General features: G+C 62.7%; 15 protein-coding genes. 12 read left to right on the top strand and 3 right to left on the bottom strand.

What is annotated here, in order from left to right; genetic code table 11:
• The first annotated feature begins 45 nt into the window (after positions 1-45).
• Positions 46-720, top strand: coding sequence for a DUF799 family lipoprotein (locus HY896_12940; GenBank protein ID MBI5577251.1), 675 nt, complete (start codon positions 46-48; stop codon positions 718-720).
• Here HY896_12940 and HY896_12935 read toward each other — a convergent pair.
• Positions 701-898: a hypothetical protein gene (locus HY896_12935; protein ID MBI5577250.1), complete on the bottom strand. Its 198-nt coding sequence runs from the start codon at positions 896-898 to the stop codon at positions 701-703. The two genes, HY896_12940 and HY896_12935, sit on opposite strands and share 20 nt — an antisense overlap.
• Here HY896_12935 and HY896_12930 point away from each other — a divergent pair.
• Positions 888-1,676 carry a hypothetical protein gene (locus HY896_12930; protein MBI5577249.1) on the top strand — a complete coding sequence of 263 codons (789 nt, stop codon included), beginning with the start codon at positions 888-890 and terminating at the stop codon, positions 1,674-1,676. The genes HY896_12935 and HY896_12930 overlap by 11 nt on opposite strands.
• 10 nt (positions 1,677-1,686) lie before the next feature.
• Entirely contained in the window at positions 1,687-2,022 is a 336-nt protein-coding gene (locus tag HY896_12925) for a PEGA domain-containing protein (protein ID MBI5577248.1), read from the top strand.
• A gap of 131 nt (positions 2,023-2,153) precedes the next feature.
• Here HY896_12925 and HY896_12920 read toward each other — a convergent pair whose 3' ends face one another.
• Positions 2,154-3,494, bottom strand: coding sequence for a replication-associated recombination protein A (locus HY896_12920; protein ID MBI5577247.1), 1,341 nt, complete (start codon positions 3,492-3,494; stop codon positions 2,154-2,156).
• Between the two features lie 155 nt (positions 3,495-3,649).
• Between HY896_12920 and HY896_12915 the strand changes: the two genes are divergently transcribed.
• From HY896_12915 to HY896_12875, 9 genes are all read left to right on the top strand, one after another.
• Positions 3,650-4,303, top strand: a complete 654-nt coding sequence (locus tag HY896_12915; GenBank protein MBI5577246.1) for an HD domain-containing protein — start codon at positions 3,650-3,652, stop codon at positions 4,301-4,303.
• 283 nt (positions 4,304-4,586) lie between these two features.
• A complete protein-coding gene (locus HY896_12910) occupies positions 4,587-5,213 on the top strand; it encodes a PEP-CTERM sorting domain-containing protein (protein ID MBI5577245.1) in 627 nt (208 codons plus the stop codon).
• 179 nt (positions 5,214-5,392) lie between these two features.
• A complete protein-coding gene (locus HY896_12905; GenBank protein MBI5577244.1) occupies positions 5,393-6,247 on the top strand; it encodes an NAD(+)/NADH kinase in 855 nt (284 codons plus the stop codon).
• Positions 6,248-6,260: 13 nt separating this feature from the next.
• Positions 6,261-7,940, top strand: a complete 1,680-nt coding sequence (gene recN, locus HY896_12900) for a DNA repair protein RecN (GenBank protein ID MBI5577243.1) — start codon at positions 6,261-6,263, stop codon at positions 7,938-7,940.
• Positions 7,937-8,407: an N-acetyltransferase gene (locus HY896_12895; protein MBI5577242.1), complete on the top strand. Its 471-nt coding sequence runs from the start codon at positions 7,937-7,939 to the stop codon at positions 8,405-8,407. The genes recN and HY896_12895 overlap by 4 nt, the downstream gene beginning before the upstream one ends.
• Positions 8,400-9,740: a TldD/PmbA family protein gene (locus HY896_12890; GenBank protein ID MBI5577241.1), complete on the top strand. Its 1,341-nt coding sequence runs from the start codon at positions 8,400-8,402 to the stop codon at positions 9,738-9,740. The genes HY896_12895 and HY896_12890 overlap by 8 nt, the downstream gene beginning before the upstream one ends.
• Positions 9,737-10,405 carry a pyrimidine 5'-nucleotidase gene (locus HY896_12885; protein MBI5577240.1) on the top strand — a complete coding sequence of 223 codons (669 nt, stop codon included), beginning with the start codon at positions 9,737-9,739 and terminating at the stop codon, positions 10,403-10,405. The genes HY896_12890 and HY896_12885 overlap by 4 nt, the downstream gene beginning before the upstream one ends.
• A complete protein-coding gene (locus HY896_12880) occupies positions 10,405-12,654 on the top strand; it encodes an Rne/Rng family ribonuclease (protein MBI5577239.1) in 2,250 nt (749 codons plus the stop codon). Before HY896_12885 ends, HY896_12880 begins: the two co-directional genes overlap by 1 nt.
• A gap of 23 nt (positions 12,655-12,677) precedes the next feature.
• A complete protein-coding gene (locus HY896_12875; GenBank protein ID MBI5577238.1) occupies positions 12,678-13,115 on the top strand; it encodes a hypothetical protein in 438 nt (145 codons plus the stop codon).
• A 5-nt stretch (positions 13,116-13,120) separates the two neighbouring features.
• Here HY896_12875 and HY896_12870 read toward each other — a convergent pair whose 3' ends face one another.
• Positions 13,121-13,891, bottom strand: coding sequence for a UDP-2,3-diacylglucosamine diphosphatase (locus HY896_12870; GenBank protein ID MBI5577237.1), 771 nt, complete (start codon positions 13,889-13,891; stop codon positions 13,121-13,123).
• Between the last annotated feature and the right edge of the window lie 18 nt (positions 13,892-13,909).

Genomic DNA, 13,909 nt, shown 5'->3' with positions numbered 1-13,909 from the left:
AAGGAGATGCGCGTATCGATCCGGCGGGGAGTCTGCCGTTTTCCATTGGTAGCCGTCCTTGCGTTGCTTGTCGCCGGGGGGTGCGGAGCCGCGAAGAGGGAAACGGTACGCCCGCCTTCGCCTTCGGTCGGGCCGAAGGTAGCCGTAGCGCCCATGGAAAACCGGAGCAATGACCTGGACGCCTCCGAGATAATCCGTTCCGCCTTTGCAGGCGAAATCGCCGGGAGGGGCTGGAACGTCGTTCCCGTCGAGGAAAGCGACCGCATGCTCAGGGAAAGCCTCGGAATCAGCTACGGGGGCCAATTGAGGTCCACCACGCCCGAAGAAGTGTGCGGGGCACTGGGAGTGGACGGCGTTTTCTACGGTGACGTTGAGGAGTGGAACAAAACGACGACCGGCATCTACAACAGCGTGTCCGTCGCGGCGGGGTTCCGGCTTTACCGCAGGGACGGCTCGCTGGCCTGGCAGGGCGCAGACCGGCAATTCAGGAAGAACGTGCCGCGCGGCGGAGGGAAGGAGATCGGCGCGGAGATCGTCGGTCATGCCATCGTCAACCTGCTGATGAACCCGATGACGCCGTACGGCAGGACGGTCGGAAGAAACATCGCCCACAAGCTTCCCGGCGGCGCGCTTCATGCTCCGCTTGCATCAGATAATACGATTCGGGGATCAGGCGTCGCCGGACAAACCGATCCCGCCGTCACAGGAGGAGTGAAATGAGGAACCGCCGTTCCGGGACGTGGTTGCTGGCTTTGTCGCTGCTGGTTGCCGGGTGTGCGACGTCGCCCCCCATAACTGGGCCTGCGGACCGCCCGTCCGCCCCGGCTGCATCTTCGGGGAGCCCGGCGTATGAAGCTCCCATTACGACGAAGGGGCCCAGGAAGAGGGTGGCCGTCATCAAATTCACCGACAAGAGCGCGTATGGCAGGGGGCGCCTTGGAGGGGCCGTTCAGGACATCCTGATCACGGAGCTTTCACGGTCGGGGCAATTCATACTGATATCACGCGGCTCCGACATGGAACTGGTTCTGGACGAGCAGGATCTCGCCGGGACCAACATGATCAAGAAGGGGACGGGCGCGAAGTCCGGCGAGATACTGGGCCTTAACGCTATCGTCACCGGAGCGGTCTCCCAGTTCGGCGTGAAGCAGAAATCGGCCACGTACCTGCTCGGCGCGAGCAAGGCCCAGACCGCCGAGGCGACGGTCGACGTCCGTCTCATCGACGCGACGACAGGCCAGGTGATCTACGCCGAAAGCGGGAGCGGCGTGTACGAAGAGAGCTCGACGCAGATCCTGGGAATGGGAGGGACGAAGGGGTACGACGAGACGATGGAGGGGAAAGCTCTCCGCGCCGCGGTATCGAAGTTCATCGATAACCTCATCCTGCGCATGGCGAAGATCGAGTGGAGCGGAAAAGTCGCTGCGGTGGATGGGGACGAAATCACCGTGAACGCCGGACGGAAGACGGGATTGGCGGTCGGCGACCGCCTGAAGGTGTTCGGAGAAGGCCGCGAAGTGATCGACCCCGACACGAAGGTCTCACTCGGACGGAAGCCGGGCAGGGAGAAAGGCCTGGTCACGGTTACGGATTTCTTCGGCGAGGATGCGGCGGTGTGCAGGCGCACGGCCGGAGAAGGATTCGCCGTCAACGACATCGTGAAGCTGGCGAGATAGGAGGCGCGGCATGAAGAAGCTCCTGGTGCCCGTAATCGGACTGTCGGCGGTCATCCTCCTCGCCGGATGCTTTCCCAAGGGGCAGATCTACGGGGTGGGGAACGAGGGGGGGCTGATATTCGCGGTGAACCCCCCCGACGCGGAGGTGCTGCTGGACGGCGTCATCCAGGGGAAGGCATCCGAGTTCACGGAGGAAAGGTTCCTGAAGGTGCCCGCCGGAACGCACGTGCTGGAGCTCAGGCTCGCAGGCTTCGAAACCCATCGCCGCGAGGTCTACGTTTCGAACTCGCTGCTTCGGATCGAGGCCGCCCTCATACACGCCGGTCCCGGAGTCGGCGGAAGGTAACCTCGCCCGGGAGGTGCCTTGCTACAGCCGGGCTCGGCACGCCTCGCGGGGCACCCCGTCTCGGCGGCTTGCCCGAGTTATTGCGGTGTGAGCATTTCGGGTGCACGTAGGGTTTGTCGACAAGAGAATGGCTATTTACGGTTCTTCCGTGTGCCGTCCCACCACGCCTTGAGGCGCTCGGCGATCGTCTTCTCGTAACCTGCTTCGGAAGGCTCGTAGTACTTGCGGGGGCCGAGCGTTTCGGGGAAGTAGTTCTCCGGGATGAAGGCGTCGGCGAAGTCGTGCGGATATCGATATTTCTCCCCGTATCCGAGCTCCTTCATCAGCCTTGTGGGTGCGTTCCGCAGGTGCAGCGGGACCGGGTGGCTGCCGGCGTTCTCCGCGTCCTTCATCGCCCGTCCGAACGCAGTGTATATCCTGTTGCTCTTCGGCGCCGTGGCCAGATATACGGCCGCCTGCGCGAGGGCCAGCTCTCCTTCCGGGCTCCCCATTGTGCGATATGCCTCCGCCGCGGCAAGAGTCAGCTGCAGGGCTCCCGGCGCCGCGTTGCCGATATCCTCCGAGGCGAACCGGATCATCCTGCGCGCAATATAGAGCGGGTCCTCGCCGCCCGCCAGCATTCGGGCCAGCCAATAGAGCGACGCGTCGGGATCCGATCCCCTCAGGCTCTTGTGGAACGCCGAGATGAGATTGTAATGCTCTTCGCCGTCCTTGTCGTAGAGAAGCGCCTTCTTTCTCAGCGCCTCCTCTGCGACCGCCACGGTCACCTGTCCGAGGTTCCGGTGTTCCGCAATCGCGACAGCGGCCTCCAGCGCATTCAGAGCCACGCGCGCGTCCCCGTCGGATATTTCCGCTATATGCCGGAGCGCCTCGGGAGCAAGGAACGACGCGGTCTTTCGGAGCCCCCGTTCCCCATCGGTCAAGGCGCGCCTTGCGATGGTTTCCACCTGTGCGTGCGATAACGGAGTCAGGACGAGAACGCGGCACCGCGAGAGCAGCGCGTTTCGGATCTCGAACGACGGATTTTCCGTCGTGGTGCCGAAGAGCGTGACCGTGCCCTCTTCGACGAACGGCAGCAGCGCATCCTGCTGCGCCTTGTTGAAGCGGTGGATTTCGTCGATGAACAGGATGGCCGGGCGTTCCCCCGATCGCACGGTCCGTTTCAGCTCGGAAAGCGCGTCCTTTATTTCCTTGATCCCCGACAGGACTGCCGAATAAGGAAGGAAGACCGCGTCCGTCTCGCTCGCGATGATCCGGGCCAGAGTGGTTTTCCCCGAACCCGGCGGACCCCAGAAAACCAGTGAGGGGAGGGGACGGGCGGAAAGCACGGAGGAGAGGAACCTTCCCTCTCCCAGGATCTCCTCCTGCCCTTCGAACTCCGACAACGACCTTGGCCGCATCCTGTCGGCGAGCGGCGCGCGCGGCCGCTTCGGACCCGGGAAGAGGGATGTGGGAGGGCTTGAACGGCTCATGGGTCTTCCTATTCCTTTCCGACATATTATCCATCAAATTCCGCTTGTTCGGTACGGGGTATCGAAAACGATGCTTCTCGCCGAAATATGGAAATAAAGATATTCGCCGATCGGTCCGATAGGATCAGTACCGACGGGGCAGGAGGAACAAGGTCGTGTTTTCGAGCCAAACGGAATGGAAAGCGGCGGTCCTGGTGGGTGAAACATTGCTCGAAACGGTCCAGCGGCTGACATTGGTCGCCGAATACCGGGACGAGGACGCCCATTCGCACTGCCGGAGAGTGCGGCACTATACCGAATTTCTCGTGCGCCAATTGGGGATATCAGAGCCCGATTCGGGAATTATGATCTTTTCGAGCCCGATGCACGATATTGGAAAAGTCGGAACCCCGGACTCGATCCTGCTTAAGAGTGAAAAACTGACTCCGCAGGAATTCGATATCGTCAAAAAACATACGATCATCGGAGAGAAGATCCTGGGCGGATCGAACAATCCGTACCTCGAATCCGCTCAGAGATTCGCGTTGTATCACCATGAAAGGTGGGACGGCACAGGATACCCGTTCGGTCTGAAAGGCGAGGAGATCCCCATCGAGGGGAGGATAATGTACCTGATCGACAAGTACGACGCGCTCAGGAGCAGGCGCCCGTACAAGCCCCCTTTCCGGCACGAGGATGCCGTGCATGTCATTGCTAAAGGAAATTACATCACCAGGCCCGAGCATTTCGATCCGGATATCCTCGACGTCTTCCTCTCCTGCGAGAGGTCGTTCCAGGACATTTTCGACGCGCATCCGTACAACGCCTGAGCTAGCCCGCAAGTCTCCCGTCTTAATTGAAGGCGGAAAAATATTGCCTACAAGCATATGCATGGGTAAATTTATACCCATTTGGGATAATCGCTGCCAATCACTTAATCAATAATAACTGCTGAAAAGTTCATATTTAGTATATTCAATTGGCATTATTTAATGTTTTGCATCCTGGCTTGGTTATTGCTGCTACGTCCGGGGAGACGGGTCTTACGAATTTAAAAAAGACACCCGGGGGTTGGGCATGGGAAAGGCTTCAAGAATCGTTTCATGTCTCTCGATGTTGCTCGTACTCGCTTGCGGCAGCGCTTCGGCGGCCAATGTCGCTCTCAATTCGGATGTCACGCTGAGCGGAACGTTCTTCACGAACGGATGGGGCGGCGGTTGGGTCGTCGATAAATCCACCGTTGTCGACGGAAGGTTTCTCCCGAAGAACAACCGGTGGGATCAGGGCGCCGTGTGGTGGGATGCAAGGGGCGGCAACACGGGACAGTACATAACGATCGACCTGGGCGGATCGTATTCGATCTACAGCTTCATCGCGCAGGTCGACGACAACGACGCCTACAAGCTGGAATATTGGGACGATGGAAGCGGCTCCTGGAAAACGGCGTGGAATATTCCCAATTACAACTGGTACAACGGCGTCAACGTATGGGGGATGCAGACGCGCCCGAACCCCTTCAACGACAATGAGCAGTACCTGCTGCCCGCGTCGATCGTGACGAGCAAGCTCAAGCTCAGCGGCGACATGAACAACAGCGACCGGCTGTTTTCGGTATCGGAAATCCAGGCTTTCGGCGAGCCCGTTCCCGCGCCTGTGCCCGAGCCCGGCACTATGCTTCTGCTGGGGAGCGGACTGGTCGGACTTGCCGGATACGGAAGGAAGCGGACGGTCAGGAAGTAGCCCGCGGCGCGCACGACACGGCGAAAGGCGGGGTCCCGTCTAGCCCGCATTTCTCACCAGGCTTCTACTGCGGTGGCGGATACGGCCATGTCTCCACCACCTCGCTACGAACCCTGGTGAGAAATGCGGGCTAGATCCCGCCTTTCTCTTTTCCGGCCGATATATTATCCTAATGCGCGATGAAGTGCGTCGGGATCATTGCAAAACACACCGACCCCAGGGCGCCGAAAATCGTTTCCGAGCTCTGCGAGTGGCTTGCCGCCCGCGGGCGGAAGGTTGTGCTGGACCGTGAAACGGTCGCACTTGTCCGCCGCGGCGAGGCCGTCGTGCGCTCCAAGCTGCCGGATGCGTGCGACTTCCTCATAGTTCTCGGGGGAGACGGAACGCTCCTTTCCGCCGCCCGCGTCGTTGGAACCTCCGGAAAACCGATCCTCGGGGTGAATCTCGGAGCCCTCGGTTTCCTCACGGCGATCACACTCGACGAGCTCTTCCCGGTGCTCGAGAGGATCTTCTCCTACGATTTCGACTACGACGAACGGATGATGCTCGTGGCGCACGTCCACCGGATGGGCGAACGCGTGGCGAACTACACCGTGCTGAACGACGTCGTCATCAACAAGGGCGCGCTCGCGAAAATCATCGACATCGAGACGAGCGTCGGCGAGATGTACCTTTCAACCTTCAAGGCCGACGGGCTCATAATATCCACGCCGACCGGATCGACGGGGTATTCCCTCTCCGCGCAGGGGCCGATCGTCTACCCGATGCTCCGCACCATTCTGATCACTCCGATCTGCCCCCACACGCTGACGAACCGGCCGCTTGTCATCCCCGACGACATGGTGGTCAGGGCGGAACTTCGATCCCGGGAAGCCGACGTCTTCCTTACCCTCGACGGCCAGGTGGGATTCGGCCTCCGGGAATCGGACGTCGTGGAGGTGAAGAAGGCGGATGCCCCCCTTCGATTCTTCCGCTCTCCCTCCAAGGACTACTTCACCGTCCTTCGCACCAAGCTCAAGTGGGGAGAGCGTTGATACGTTCCTGCCCATGCTGATCGAGCTGTCCGTCCGAAACCTCGCCATCTTCGAAGACGTCCGCGTTCCATTCGGGCCGGGCCTGAACGTCGTCACCGGGGAAACGGGGGCCGGCAAGTCGATCCTGGTGGAGGCGATCCGCCTCGCGCTGGGAGAGAAAGCCGACCCGATGTCGGTGCGCGGTGGAGAGTCGGAGGCGGAAGCGGCGGCTCTCTTCGACCTTGCCGGCCGCGAGGATTTACGGGAAGCATGGGAGGAAGCCGGGTTCCCGTGGGAGGAAGAACTCGTTCTACGGAGGGTCATACCCGTCGAGGGAAGGAGCCGGGCCTACCTGAACGGACGGCCGGCGGCGCAGTCCGCTCTTGCATCGCTTGCGCCGCTCCTCGTGGAGATGGTGGGCCAGCACAGCGTTCCCTATCTTCTTTCACGGCCCGCGGCGCTGGCGTCGATCGACGATTTCTCCGGGACGGCGGCGAAAGCGCGTGAAGTGCGCCGCATGTTCCGCCGCGTATGCGCCCTGCGGCGGACGGCGGAGGAGACCGCCGCGAGGGGAGCGGGGGCCCGCGGGCGTATGGAGTCGCTGGACTTCGGGATGGAGGAGTTGTCCCGGGCGAAGCTCGTGACCGGAGAGGAGGAGGAGCTGGCCGCTGCGCACGCCTCTCTCAGGAACGCCGCCAGGATCCTCTCCGCGATTCGCGAAGCGGAAGGCGCGCTGTCTTCATCGGAACAGTCCGCAGCCGCATCGCTGTCCTTCGCGGCCGCGCGGATTCGGGAAGCCGCGTCCGCGGATCCGCGCCTCGCGGAGCTTGCGGAGCGCCTGCGCGCGGCGCAGGGAGAGGCCCAGGACCTCGCCCGGGAGCTGGTTTCACGCGCCGGAAAGATCACGGTGGATGCGGAGAGCCGGGAACGGATAGAGGAACGCCTCTCCGAAATCCGCCGCCTCAAGCGCAAGTACGGGAAGGAGGTCCCCGGTCTGATCGCCCACCTCGAGGAGCTTCGCGCAGAGCGCGCAGGGCTCGATTCCGCTCTCGATGAGGAGCGCACGGCGCGCGAAGCGCTGGCTGCGGAGGAGAAGGGGTGCGTCGCCGCCGCCGCAGAGCTGAGCCGGGAGCGGCATGCGGGTGCGAAGAAGATGGGGGAAGCGGTGGAAAAGGAGCTGTCCCGGGTCGCGCTCCGGGACGCGAAATTCCGGGCCGCGATGGTTTCGCGCGATCCCGGAGCCGCCTCTCTTTCCGCATCGGGGCTCGACGAGGGGGAACTGATGTTCTGCGCCAACCCTGGTCAGGAGCTCAGGCCCTTGTCGCACACCGCATCCGGCGGCGAGCTTTCGCGCGTGATGCTGGCCTTGCGGAATGCGTCATCCCGCGGCCGGACGGGGAGAACGATCGTTTTCGACGAAATAGACACGGGGATCGGCGGACGGGTCGCGGAGAGGGTGGGGGCCCGCCTGAAAGGCCTCGCGGGGTCGGCCCAGGTGATCTGCGTGACGCATATTCCCCAGGTCGCCGCTTTCGCGGGCAGCCACCTCCTCGTCAGCAAGTCCTCCGCCGTGGGAGCGGTCACCACCAGCGTGAAACCGCTCGCGAAACAGGATAGGATATTGGAGCTGGCGCGCATGATCTCCGGTTCGGAGGTCACGGGGGAGGCCAAAGCGCACGCGAAAGAACTGATAGAGAGGGCGGCGGGGGGATGATCCGGAAGGCAAGGATGGGGGATGTCAAGACGATCCAGAAACTGATCGCCGACTACGCGAGGAAGGGCGACATGCTGCCGCGGTCGCTAAGCGAGATATACGAGAACCTGCGGGACTACTTCGTTTGTGTGGAGGACGGCGACGAAGTGATCGGTTCCGCGGCCGTACACATAATGTGGGAAGACCTGGCCGAGGTCCGTTCCCTCGCGGTGCGCGAAGACCGTATGGGACAGCGAGTGGGCACGCAGCTGGTCGAGGCATGCGTTTCGGAAGCCATCGTGCTGGGGATATCCAGGGTATTCGCCCTCACGTACAAGCCCGTGTTCTTCGAGAAGCTGGGATTCCGGCGGGTGGACAAGGCCGAGCTGCCTCACAAGATCTGGTCCGACTGCCTGAAGTGCTCCAAATTCCCCGATTGCGACGAAGTGGCCCTGGTGGCGGATTTTTCCGGAACGCGGAATGCCTGAGCTTACGTCCCTCTTCGGCCTCGTCGCGAGGGAGACTGCCCGGCGCGGCGGCGGAGCGGCGGAGTTGTGCGTCGTGCGGGAGCGCACGAGGCGTTACGATTCCCGCTCAGGCGGGATCGACTCCCTTTCCTTCTCGGACACCCTGTCCCTCGGCATTCGCGTTTTCCGGGACGGACGGATGGGGTTCTCCTACGGTTTCCGTGCAGGCGACGACGAGATCGTGAGGATGGTCGAGGCCGCCCTTTTCTCCGCGGCGTCGGCGGACCCCGATCCCGCCAACGGGCTGCCCGGCGGGGACGGCGGGTTCCCCGAGCTTTCCTTGCATGACCCGGAGTGCGAGGGCGTGGGAGAGCGCGAGAAGGCCGAATTCGCGGTTCGGATGGAGCGGGATGCCCTTTCCCGTGATCCGCGGATGAAGAGGGTTCGCACGGCGACACTCGTGGAGACGGTCGGGGAAACGGCGTTCCGGAATTCGGCGGGGCGCTTCGGGGCGGCGCGCGAGTCGCGGTACGCCGCATGGATCGAAGCGGTCGCCGAGGATGGCGCCGAGGGGCAGACGGGTTACGGATACGGGTTCTCCCGCAGGTTTTCGGGTCTGGATGCCGGAGACATCGCCGTCGAAGCCGCCGGAAAAGCTTTAAGGATGCTGGGTCCGCAGCGGTTGCAAACCGGCCGCTACGCTGCGATCCTCGAAAATGCCGTCGCTGCGGAACTGCTCGAAGTCCTTGCTCCTTCCTTTCTCGCTTCCAACGTGGTCAAGGGAAGGTCGATACTTTCGGGAAAGATCGGGAATACGGTCGCATCGGAAATAGTACATATCTGCGACGACCCACTGGATCCCTCCGGCAGCGGTGCGGCGAAGTTCGATGCCGAAGGGACGCCTTGCCGCCGGAACGTCCTTGTGCAGGGGGGAGTTCTGAGAGGATTTCTCGCGGATTCGTTCTGGGGGAAGAAGCTGGGAACCGGGACGACCGCCAGCCTCCGGAGGACGTCGCCCAAGGTTCCCCCCGCCGTGGGGATATCCAACCTGCGGATTTCGGCAGGCGACAGGACCCTTGCGGAGATGATGCGGAACCTGGGAACGGGAGTCCTGGTCACCGAGCTGCTGGGAATCCACACGGCCGACCCGGTTTCCGGGGATTTCTCGGTCGGGGCAGCCGGGATCCGCTTCGACGAGGGCGAGGAAAGGGAGCCGGTCCGTGGGTTCGCGGTTTCGGGAAACGTTCTCTCCCTCCTGTCGAAAGTGACGGATGCCGGCTCCGATTTCCGGTGGTTCGGGAACGCGGGCGCGCCGTCCCTGGCTATTTCCTGCATCGAAGTAGGAGGGGAATGAAGGTGGCGGTAGAGCCGCTGTTCATATTCGACCTGGACAACACGCTCTATCCGCCCGAAGTGAGCCTCTGGCGCATCGTCGATGAGCGCATCGAACGATACGTACAGGAAAAGCTGGGCGTGGAGCCGGACCAGGCCAGGCACGTGCGAAAGAGCTTTCTGAAGGAATTCGGGACCACGCTGCGGGGGTTGATGCATTACCACGGCGTGCCGCCGGGCGATTATCTCGAATTCGTGCACGATGTGCCGATACCGGATATCGTGCCGCAGCGGCCTGATCTGCGGCGGATGCTCTCCGGCCTTCCCGGCAGGAGGGTCGTGTTCACGAACGGTTCCGAATCGTATGCCCGGCGCGTTCTCGATGCTCTTGGCGTCGCGGACCAGATGGAAGGAATTTACGGGATCGAGTTCATGGAATATATCGCAAAGCCGTCGCCCTATCCGTATGCAAAACTTCTGAAGGTCACGGGAGCATCGGCCGCCGCGTCCCTTTTCTGCGAGGACGTCCGCGAGAACCTGCTTCCGGCCAGGGAGCTCGGCATGTTCACGGTCTGGGTGGGAGGCCGGGGAGAGGCATCTCCGGCCCATGCAATCGTGCGCGACGTTTGCGATCTTCCGGGAGTCCTTCACAGGTTCCTGGATCAAAATTTTTCGGGAGGATTTTGATGACGGAGGAAAGCGGGAAACGCAAGTACTGGAGGCGGCGCCCCCGGCGCAAGGCGGAAGGGGCGTCCGCGCCGTCCCAACCGGCGGACACGCAAGGGGGATCGTTGCCGGGGGATGGGGAACCCCCGGGGGGAGTTCCCCCGGCAGGGGAGGCCCTCGCCCACGGCGAGCCGGCTGATGGCGGCTCCGGAGAGGAGCAGGGGGCTGCACCCACGCCGGAAATACTTGAAGTGGAGAGGAAGATTGCGGCATCTCCAGGCGAGAGAGGCCGCCGACGCAGGTCCCGCCGCCGGAAAGGAAAGGGGCAGCCGGCGCCGCAGGAAACCTCGCCCGGAGGCGACGTAACGCCTCCGACCGGGACATTCCCGGCGCCCGGCGAAGCGACGCACGAGGAAGTCGCTTCCGTGGCGGCGGAAGCTCTGCCGGTGTCCGCGCAGGAAGATTCGCAGGAGATACCGCAGGAAGCGGCCGCCGTTACTCCTCCCGCCGCCGATGCGGCGCAGGGAGAATCGGCGGACATACCGAGAAAAGGCCGCCGCAGGGGCCGCCGCAGGGGACGGCGCAGGGGGAAAGGGCTTGCGCAGCCGCAGGCGGTTGAATCGGTCGCCGCGGAAGCCCCCGCGCGGGAGGAATTCGACGGCGGGGCGGAAGGCACCTCCTCGGATGACCCCGGCGTCCGCGAGACGGCGGAAGCGGGCGAGTGGAGCGATGAAGCGGAGGCGGAAGCGGAAACCGGCGCGGAAGAGGAAGAGACCGCCGCCGAACCCGGCAAAGGCCCCCGAAAGGTGATGCTGATCGACGGCCTCCACCCGGAGGAAATCCGTGTGGCGATCGTAAGCGACGGGGACCTCGATTACTTCGAGGTGGAGAACCAGCGGCGTAAAGCCTTCAAGGGAAACATCTACAAGGGGAAGGTGGTCAACGTCGCCCAGGCGATCGAGGCCGCGTTCGTGGAGTTCGGAGGCGGGAGGCACGGTTTCCTTCCCTTGAACGAGTATTGCGGCGGCGCGCTGATCGAGAGCCTGGGAACCTGGAACGAAGGGGACAAACGGCCGCATCTGCGCCCCGGCACCGAGATCCTCGTCCAGGTTACGAAGGAGGAATCCTCCATCAAGGGAGCCGCGCTGACCTCCTACATCAGCATCGCGGGCCGGTACCTCGTCATGATGCTGGGTATGAAGCGCTACGGGATCTCGAAGAAGATCACGGGAGAGAAGGAACGGGAGCGGATCCGGAAGAACATGGAGAAGCTGGAATATCCGGAGCATATCGGCTTCATCGTCCGGACGGTCGGCGCGGGGCAGCCGCTGAAGGACCTGAAGGCCGACCTGGAAAACCTGCTGAAATTGTGGGACCGCACCGTGGAGGGAGCGCGCACGCAGAAGGCGCCCTCCCTTCTCTACGAGGAACAGGATATCGTCGTCCGCACGCTCCGGGACAACTACTCTTCCGACGTTGCGGAAGTGCTGATGAACTCGGACGACTCGTACCGCAAGGCGCGGGCGTTCTTCGACGTCTATTATCCCCAGCAGATGCAGAAGCTGAAGGTCATACGGCAGAAGCGCCCGCTGTTCTTCAAGTTCAACCTCGAAGACCAGCTGGAGCGGGCCTGCGCCCGGAAGGTCCCCCTGCCGTCCGGCGGGCACATCGTGATCGACCGCACGGAAGCGCTGTGGGCTATCGACGTGAACTCCGGCCGTTCCTCCAAGGACAGGGACATCGAGGACACGGCCTACCGGACGAACAAGGAGGCGGCCGTCGAAGCCGCGCGCCAGCTTAGGATCCGGGACATGGGGGGCCTTATCGTCGTCGATTTCATCGACATGGAGAACCGCCGGCACATAAAGGATGTGGAGAAGATACTGAAGGACGCGCTGAAGCGGGACAAGGCCAAGAGCGACGTCTCCGCCATGGGCAAATTCGGCCTCGTCGGCATCAGCCGGCAGCGGATGGGAATCTCGTTTTACGACGTGTTGCTGAAGGGGTGCGACCTGTGCGGAGGAACGGGGTCGCTGCCCACTTCGGATTCCGTGATCGTCCGCCTGCTTCGCAAGGTCCACTCCGAGCTTGCGAAAGAGCACGGGAAGGAAGTCGCGGTCCGCGTGTCCCCGACGCTCCTGCAGGTGCTGATCAACCAGAAGCGGGAGGAAGTGACCGCGATGGAGAAGGCATGCGGAGGACACGTCGTCTTCACGGCGGACATGTCCCTACCCGACGGTTCCTACTCTGTCGTGGAAGGGACGGCGTGAGGTAAGGCAGGAAGAGGGAAGCGATGATCGACCCGACCGTCCAGGACCGCGCCATCCAGGACCGCCTTAATCGGCTGTGCCGGAGATACATACGGGTCGCGTTCTTCTATCTCTCCCTGGGGCTGCTCATGGGCGTCGGGATGCTTGCATTCGGGAACGACGGCTTTCTCTTCGTCCATACCCATATGCTGCTCGTCGGGTTCGTCCTCTTCCTGATCTACGGCATCGGGTTCAAGCTTCTTCCCACCATGTTCTTCGGGCTTCCGCGGGTCACCGGCATCGGCTGGGCGGAAGTCCAGTTCTGGCTGGCCAACGTGGGACTCGTGGGTATGCTGGCCGGGGCACTGATGCCTGTGGGGCTTGGGCTGGACCGCATCTCGGTGTTGTTCGGCCTCGTCGAGGCCGCCGCGGGAATATTATTCGCCGTGCTTATGGGGAAGACGATCGGCGGGAAGCGTTAACACGGTCAGGGGACGAGCTTCTCGCCGGGGTGGTACGTGCGGAAACCCGAATCTCCCTCCGCCGAGATGAAGAAATAGCGCCATCCCTCGCGCCACGACGGAAGCACCACGAGAGCCTTTTCCTTATCCGGCCGGGGAAACCGGAAGAATCGTTCGTTATGGAAGTGCCCCAGGATCACGTAATCCATCCCCGCGGCGAATTTCCGCATGGCGAAATCACGGCAGTCCTTTTCCGGAAACGATCCGCGGAACCGGTGGTTCGTCTTTTTCAGCTTTCGTTCCATCCAGTCGGCCAGCGGAAGAACGAGCGACGAGGGGAGCGCCGAAACGGCGCCGAAGGAGAGCCGGTTTTTCGAAACGGCTTTCCAGAACCTGTAGGCGGTATCCGCCGGGTTGACGGCATCTCCGTGCGACAGGTAGAGGCGCCTTCCTGCGACGGATGCGGGCATCTCGAGTTCTTCGACCGAATCGAAAGTGCTTCCCTCGTGGTATTTTTTCAGATAGAAATCGCGGTTTCCCTCCACGTAATATAGACGAAGGCCTCCGGCGCGCAGCTCGCGCAGGCGCGAAACTATGGGTTTCTGGAATTGGAAGGTGAGGCCGGAGCTTCCGAACCACAGGTCGAACACGTCGCCCAGCAGGAATACGGCGGCGTTTTCGGCGGCGGCGTTCCCGGCGAGCGCGACGAAGTTCCTGGAGTGGACATCGTCCTGGTTCAGGTGGGCGTCGGACAGGAAGACCGCCCGGGCCGCGGAGATCGGAAGCCCCTTTTCCATACCGTCGAATACGATAGC

Source organism: Deltaproteobacteria bacterium (genome assembly GCA_016218975.1).
Classification (GTDB): domain Bacteria; phylum Desulfobacterota; class Deferrimicrobia; order Deferrimicrobiales; family Deferrimicrobiaceae; genus JAENIX01.
Note: the sequence above shows the minus strand (reverse complement) of the source record. Positions and strands in the feature narration are given on the sequence as shown.

What these genes read in the sequence shown, in the direction of transcription:
- HY896_12925 (MBI5577248.1), top strand. Translation starts at nt 1,687, where the DNA reads ATGAAGAAGCTCCTGGTGCCCGTAATCGGACTGTCGGCGGTCATCCTC.
- HY896_12880 (MBI5577239.1), top strand. Translation starts at nt 10,405, where the DNA reads ATGACGGAGGAAAGCGGGAAACGCAAGTACTGGAGGCGGCGCCCCCGG.
- recN (MBI5577243.1), top strand. Translation starts at nt 6,261, where the DNA reads ATGCTGATCGAGCTGTCCGTCCGAAACCTCGCCATCTTCGAAGACGTC.
- HY896_12895 (MBI5577242.1), top strand. Translation starts at nt 7,937, where the DNA reads ATGATCCGGAAGGCAAGGATGGGGGATGTCAAGACGATCCAGAAACTG.
- HY896_12885 (MBI5577240.1), top strand. Translation starts at nt 9,737, where the DNA reads ATGAAGGTGGCGGTAGAGCCGCTGTTCATATTCGACCTGGACAACACG.
- HY896_12920 (MBI5577247.1), bottom strand. Translation starts at nt 3,494, where the DNA reads ATGAGCCGTTCAAGCCCTCCCACATCCCTCTTCCCGGGTCCGAAGCGG.
- HY896_12870 (MBI5577237.1), bottom strand. Translation starts at nt 13,891, where the DNA reads ATGGAAAAGGGGCTTCCGATCTCCGCGGCCCGGGCGGTCTTCCTGTCC.
- HY896_12910 (MBI5577245.1), top strand. Translation starts at nt 4,587, where the DNA reads ATGTTGCTCGTACTCGCTTGCGGCAGCGCTTCGGCGGCCAATGTCGCT.
- HY896_12905 (MBI5577244.1), top strand. Translation starts at nt 5,393, where the DNA reads ATGAAGTGCGTCGGGATCATTGCAAAACACACCGACCCCAGGGCGCCG.
- HY896_12935 (MBI5577250.1), bottom strand. Translation starts at nt 898, where the DNA reads ATGACGGCCACCCTCTTCCTGGGCCCCTTCGTCGTAATGGGAGCTTCA.
- HY896_12875 (MBI5577238.1), top strand. Translation starts at nt 12,678, where the DNA reads ATGATCGACCCGACCGTCCAGGACCGCGCCATCCAGGACCGCCTTAAT.
- HY896_12890 (MBI5577241.1), top strand. Translation starts at nt 8,400, where the DNA reads ATGCCTGAGCTTACGTCCCTCTTCGGCCTCGTCGCGAGGGAGACTGCC.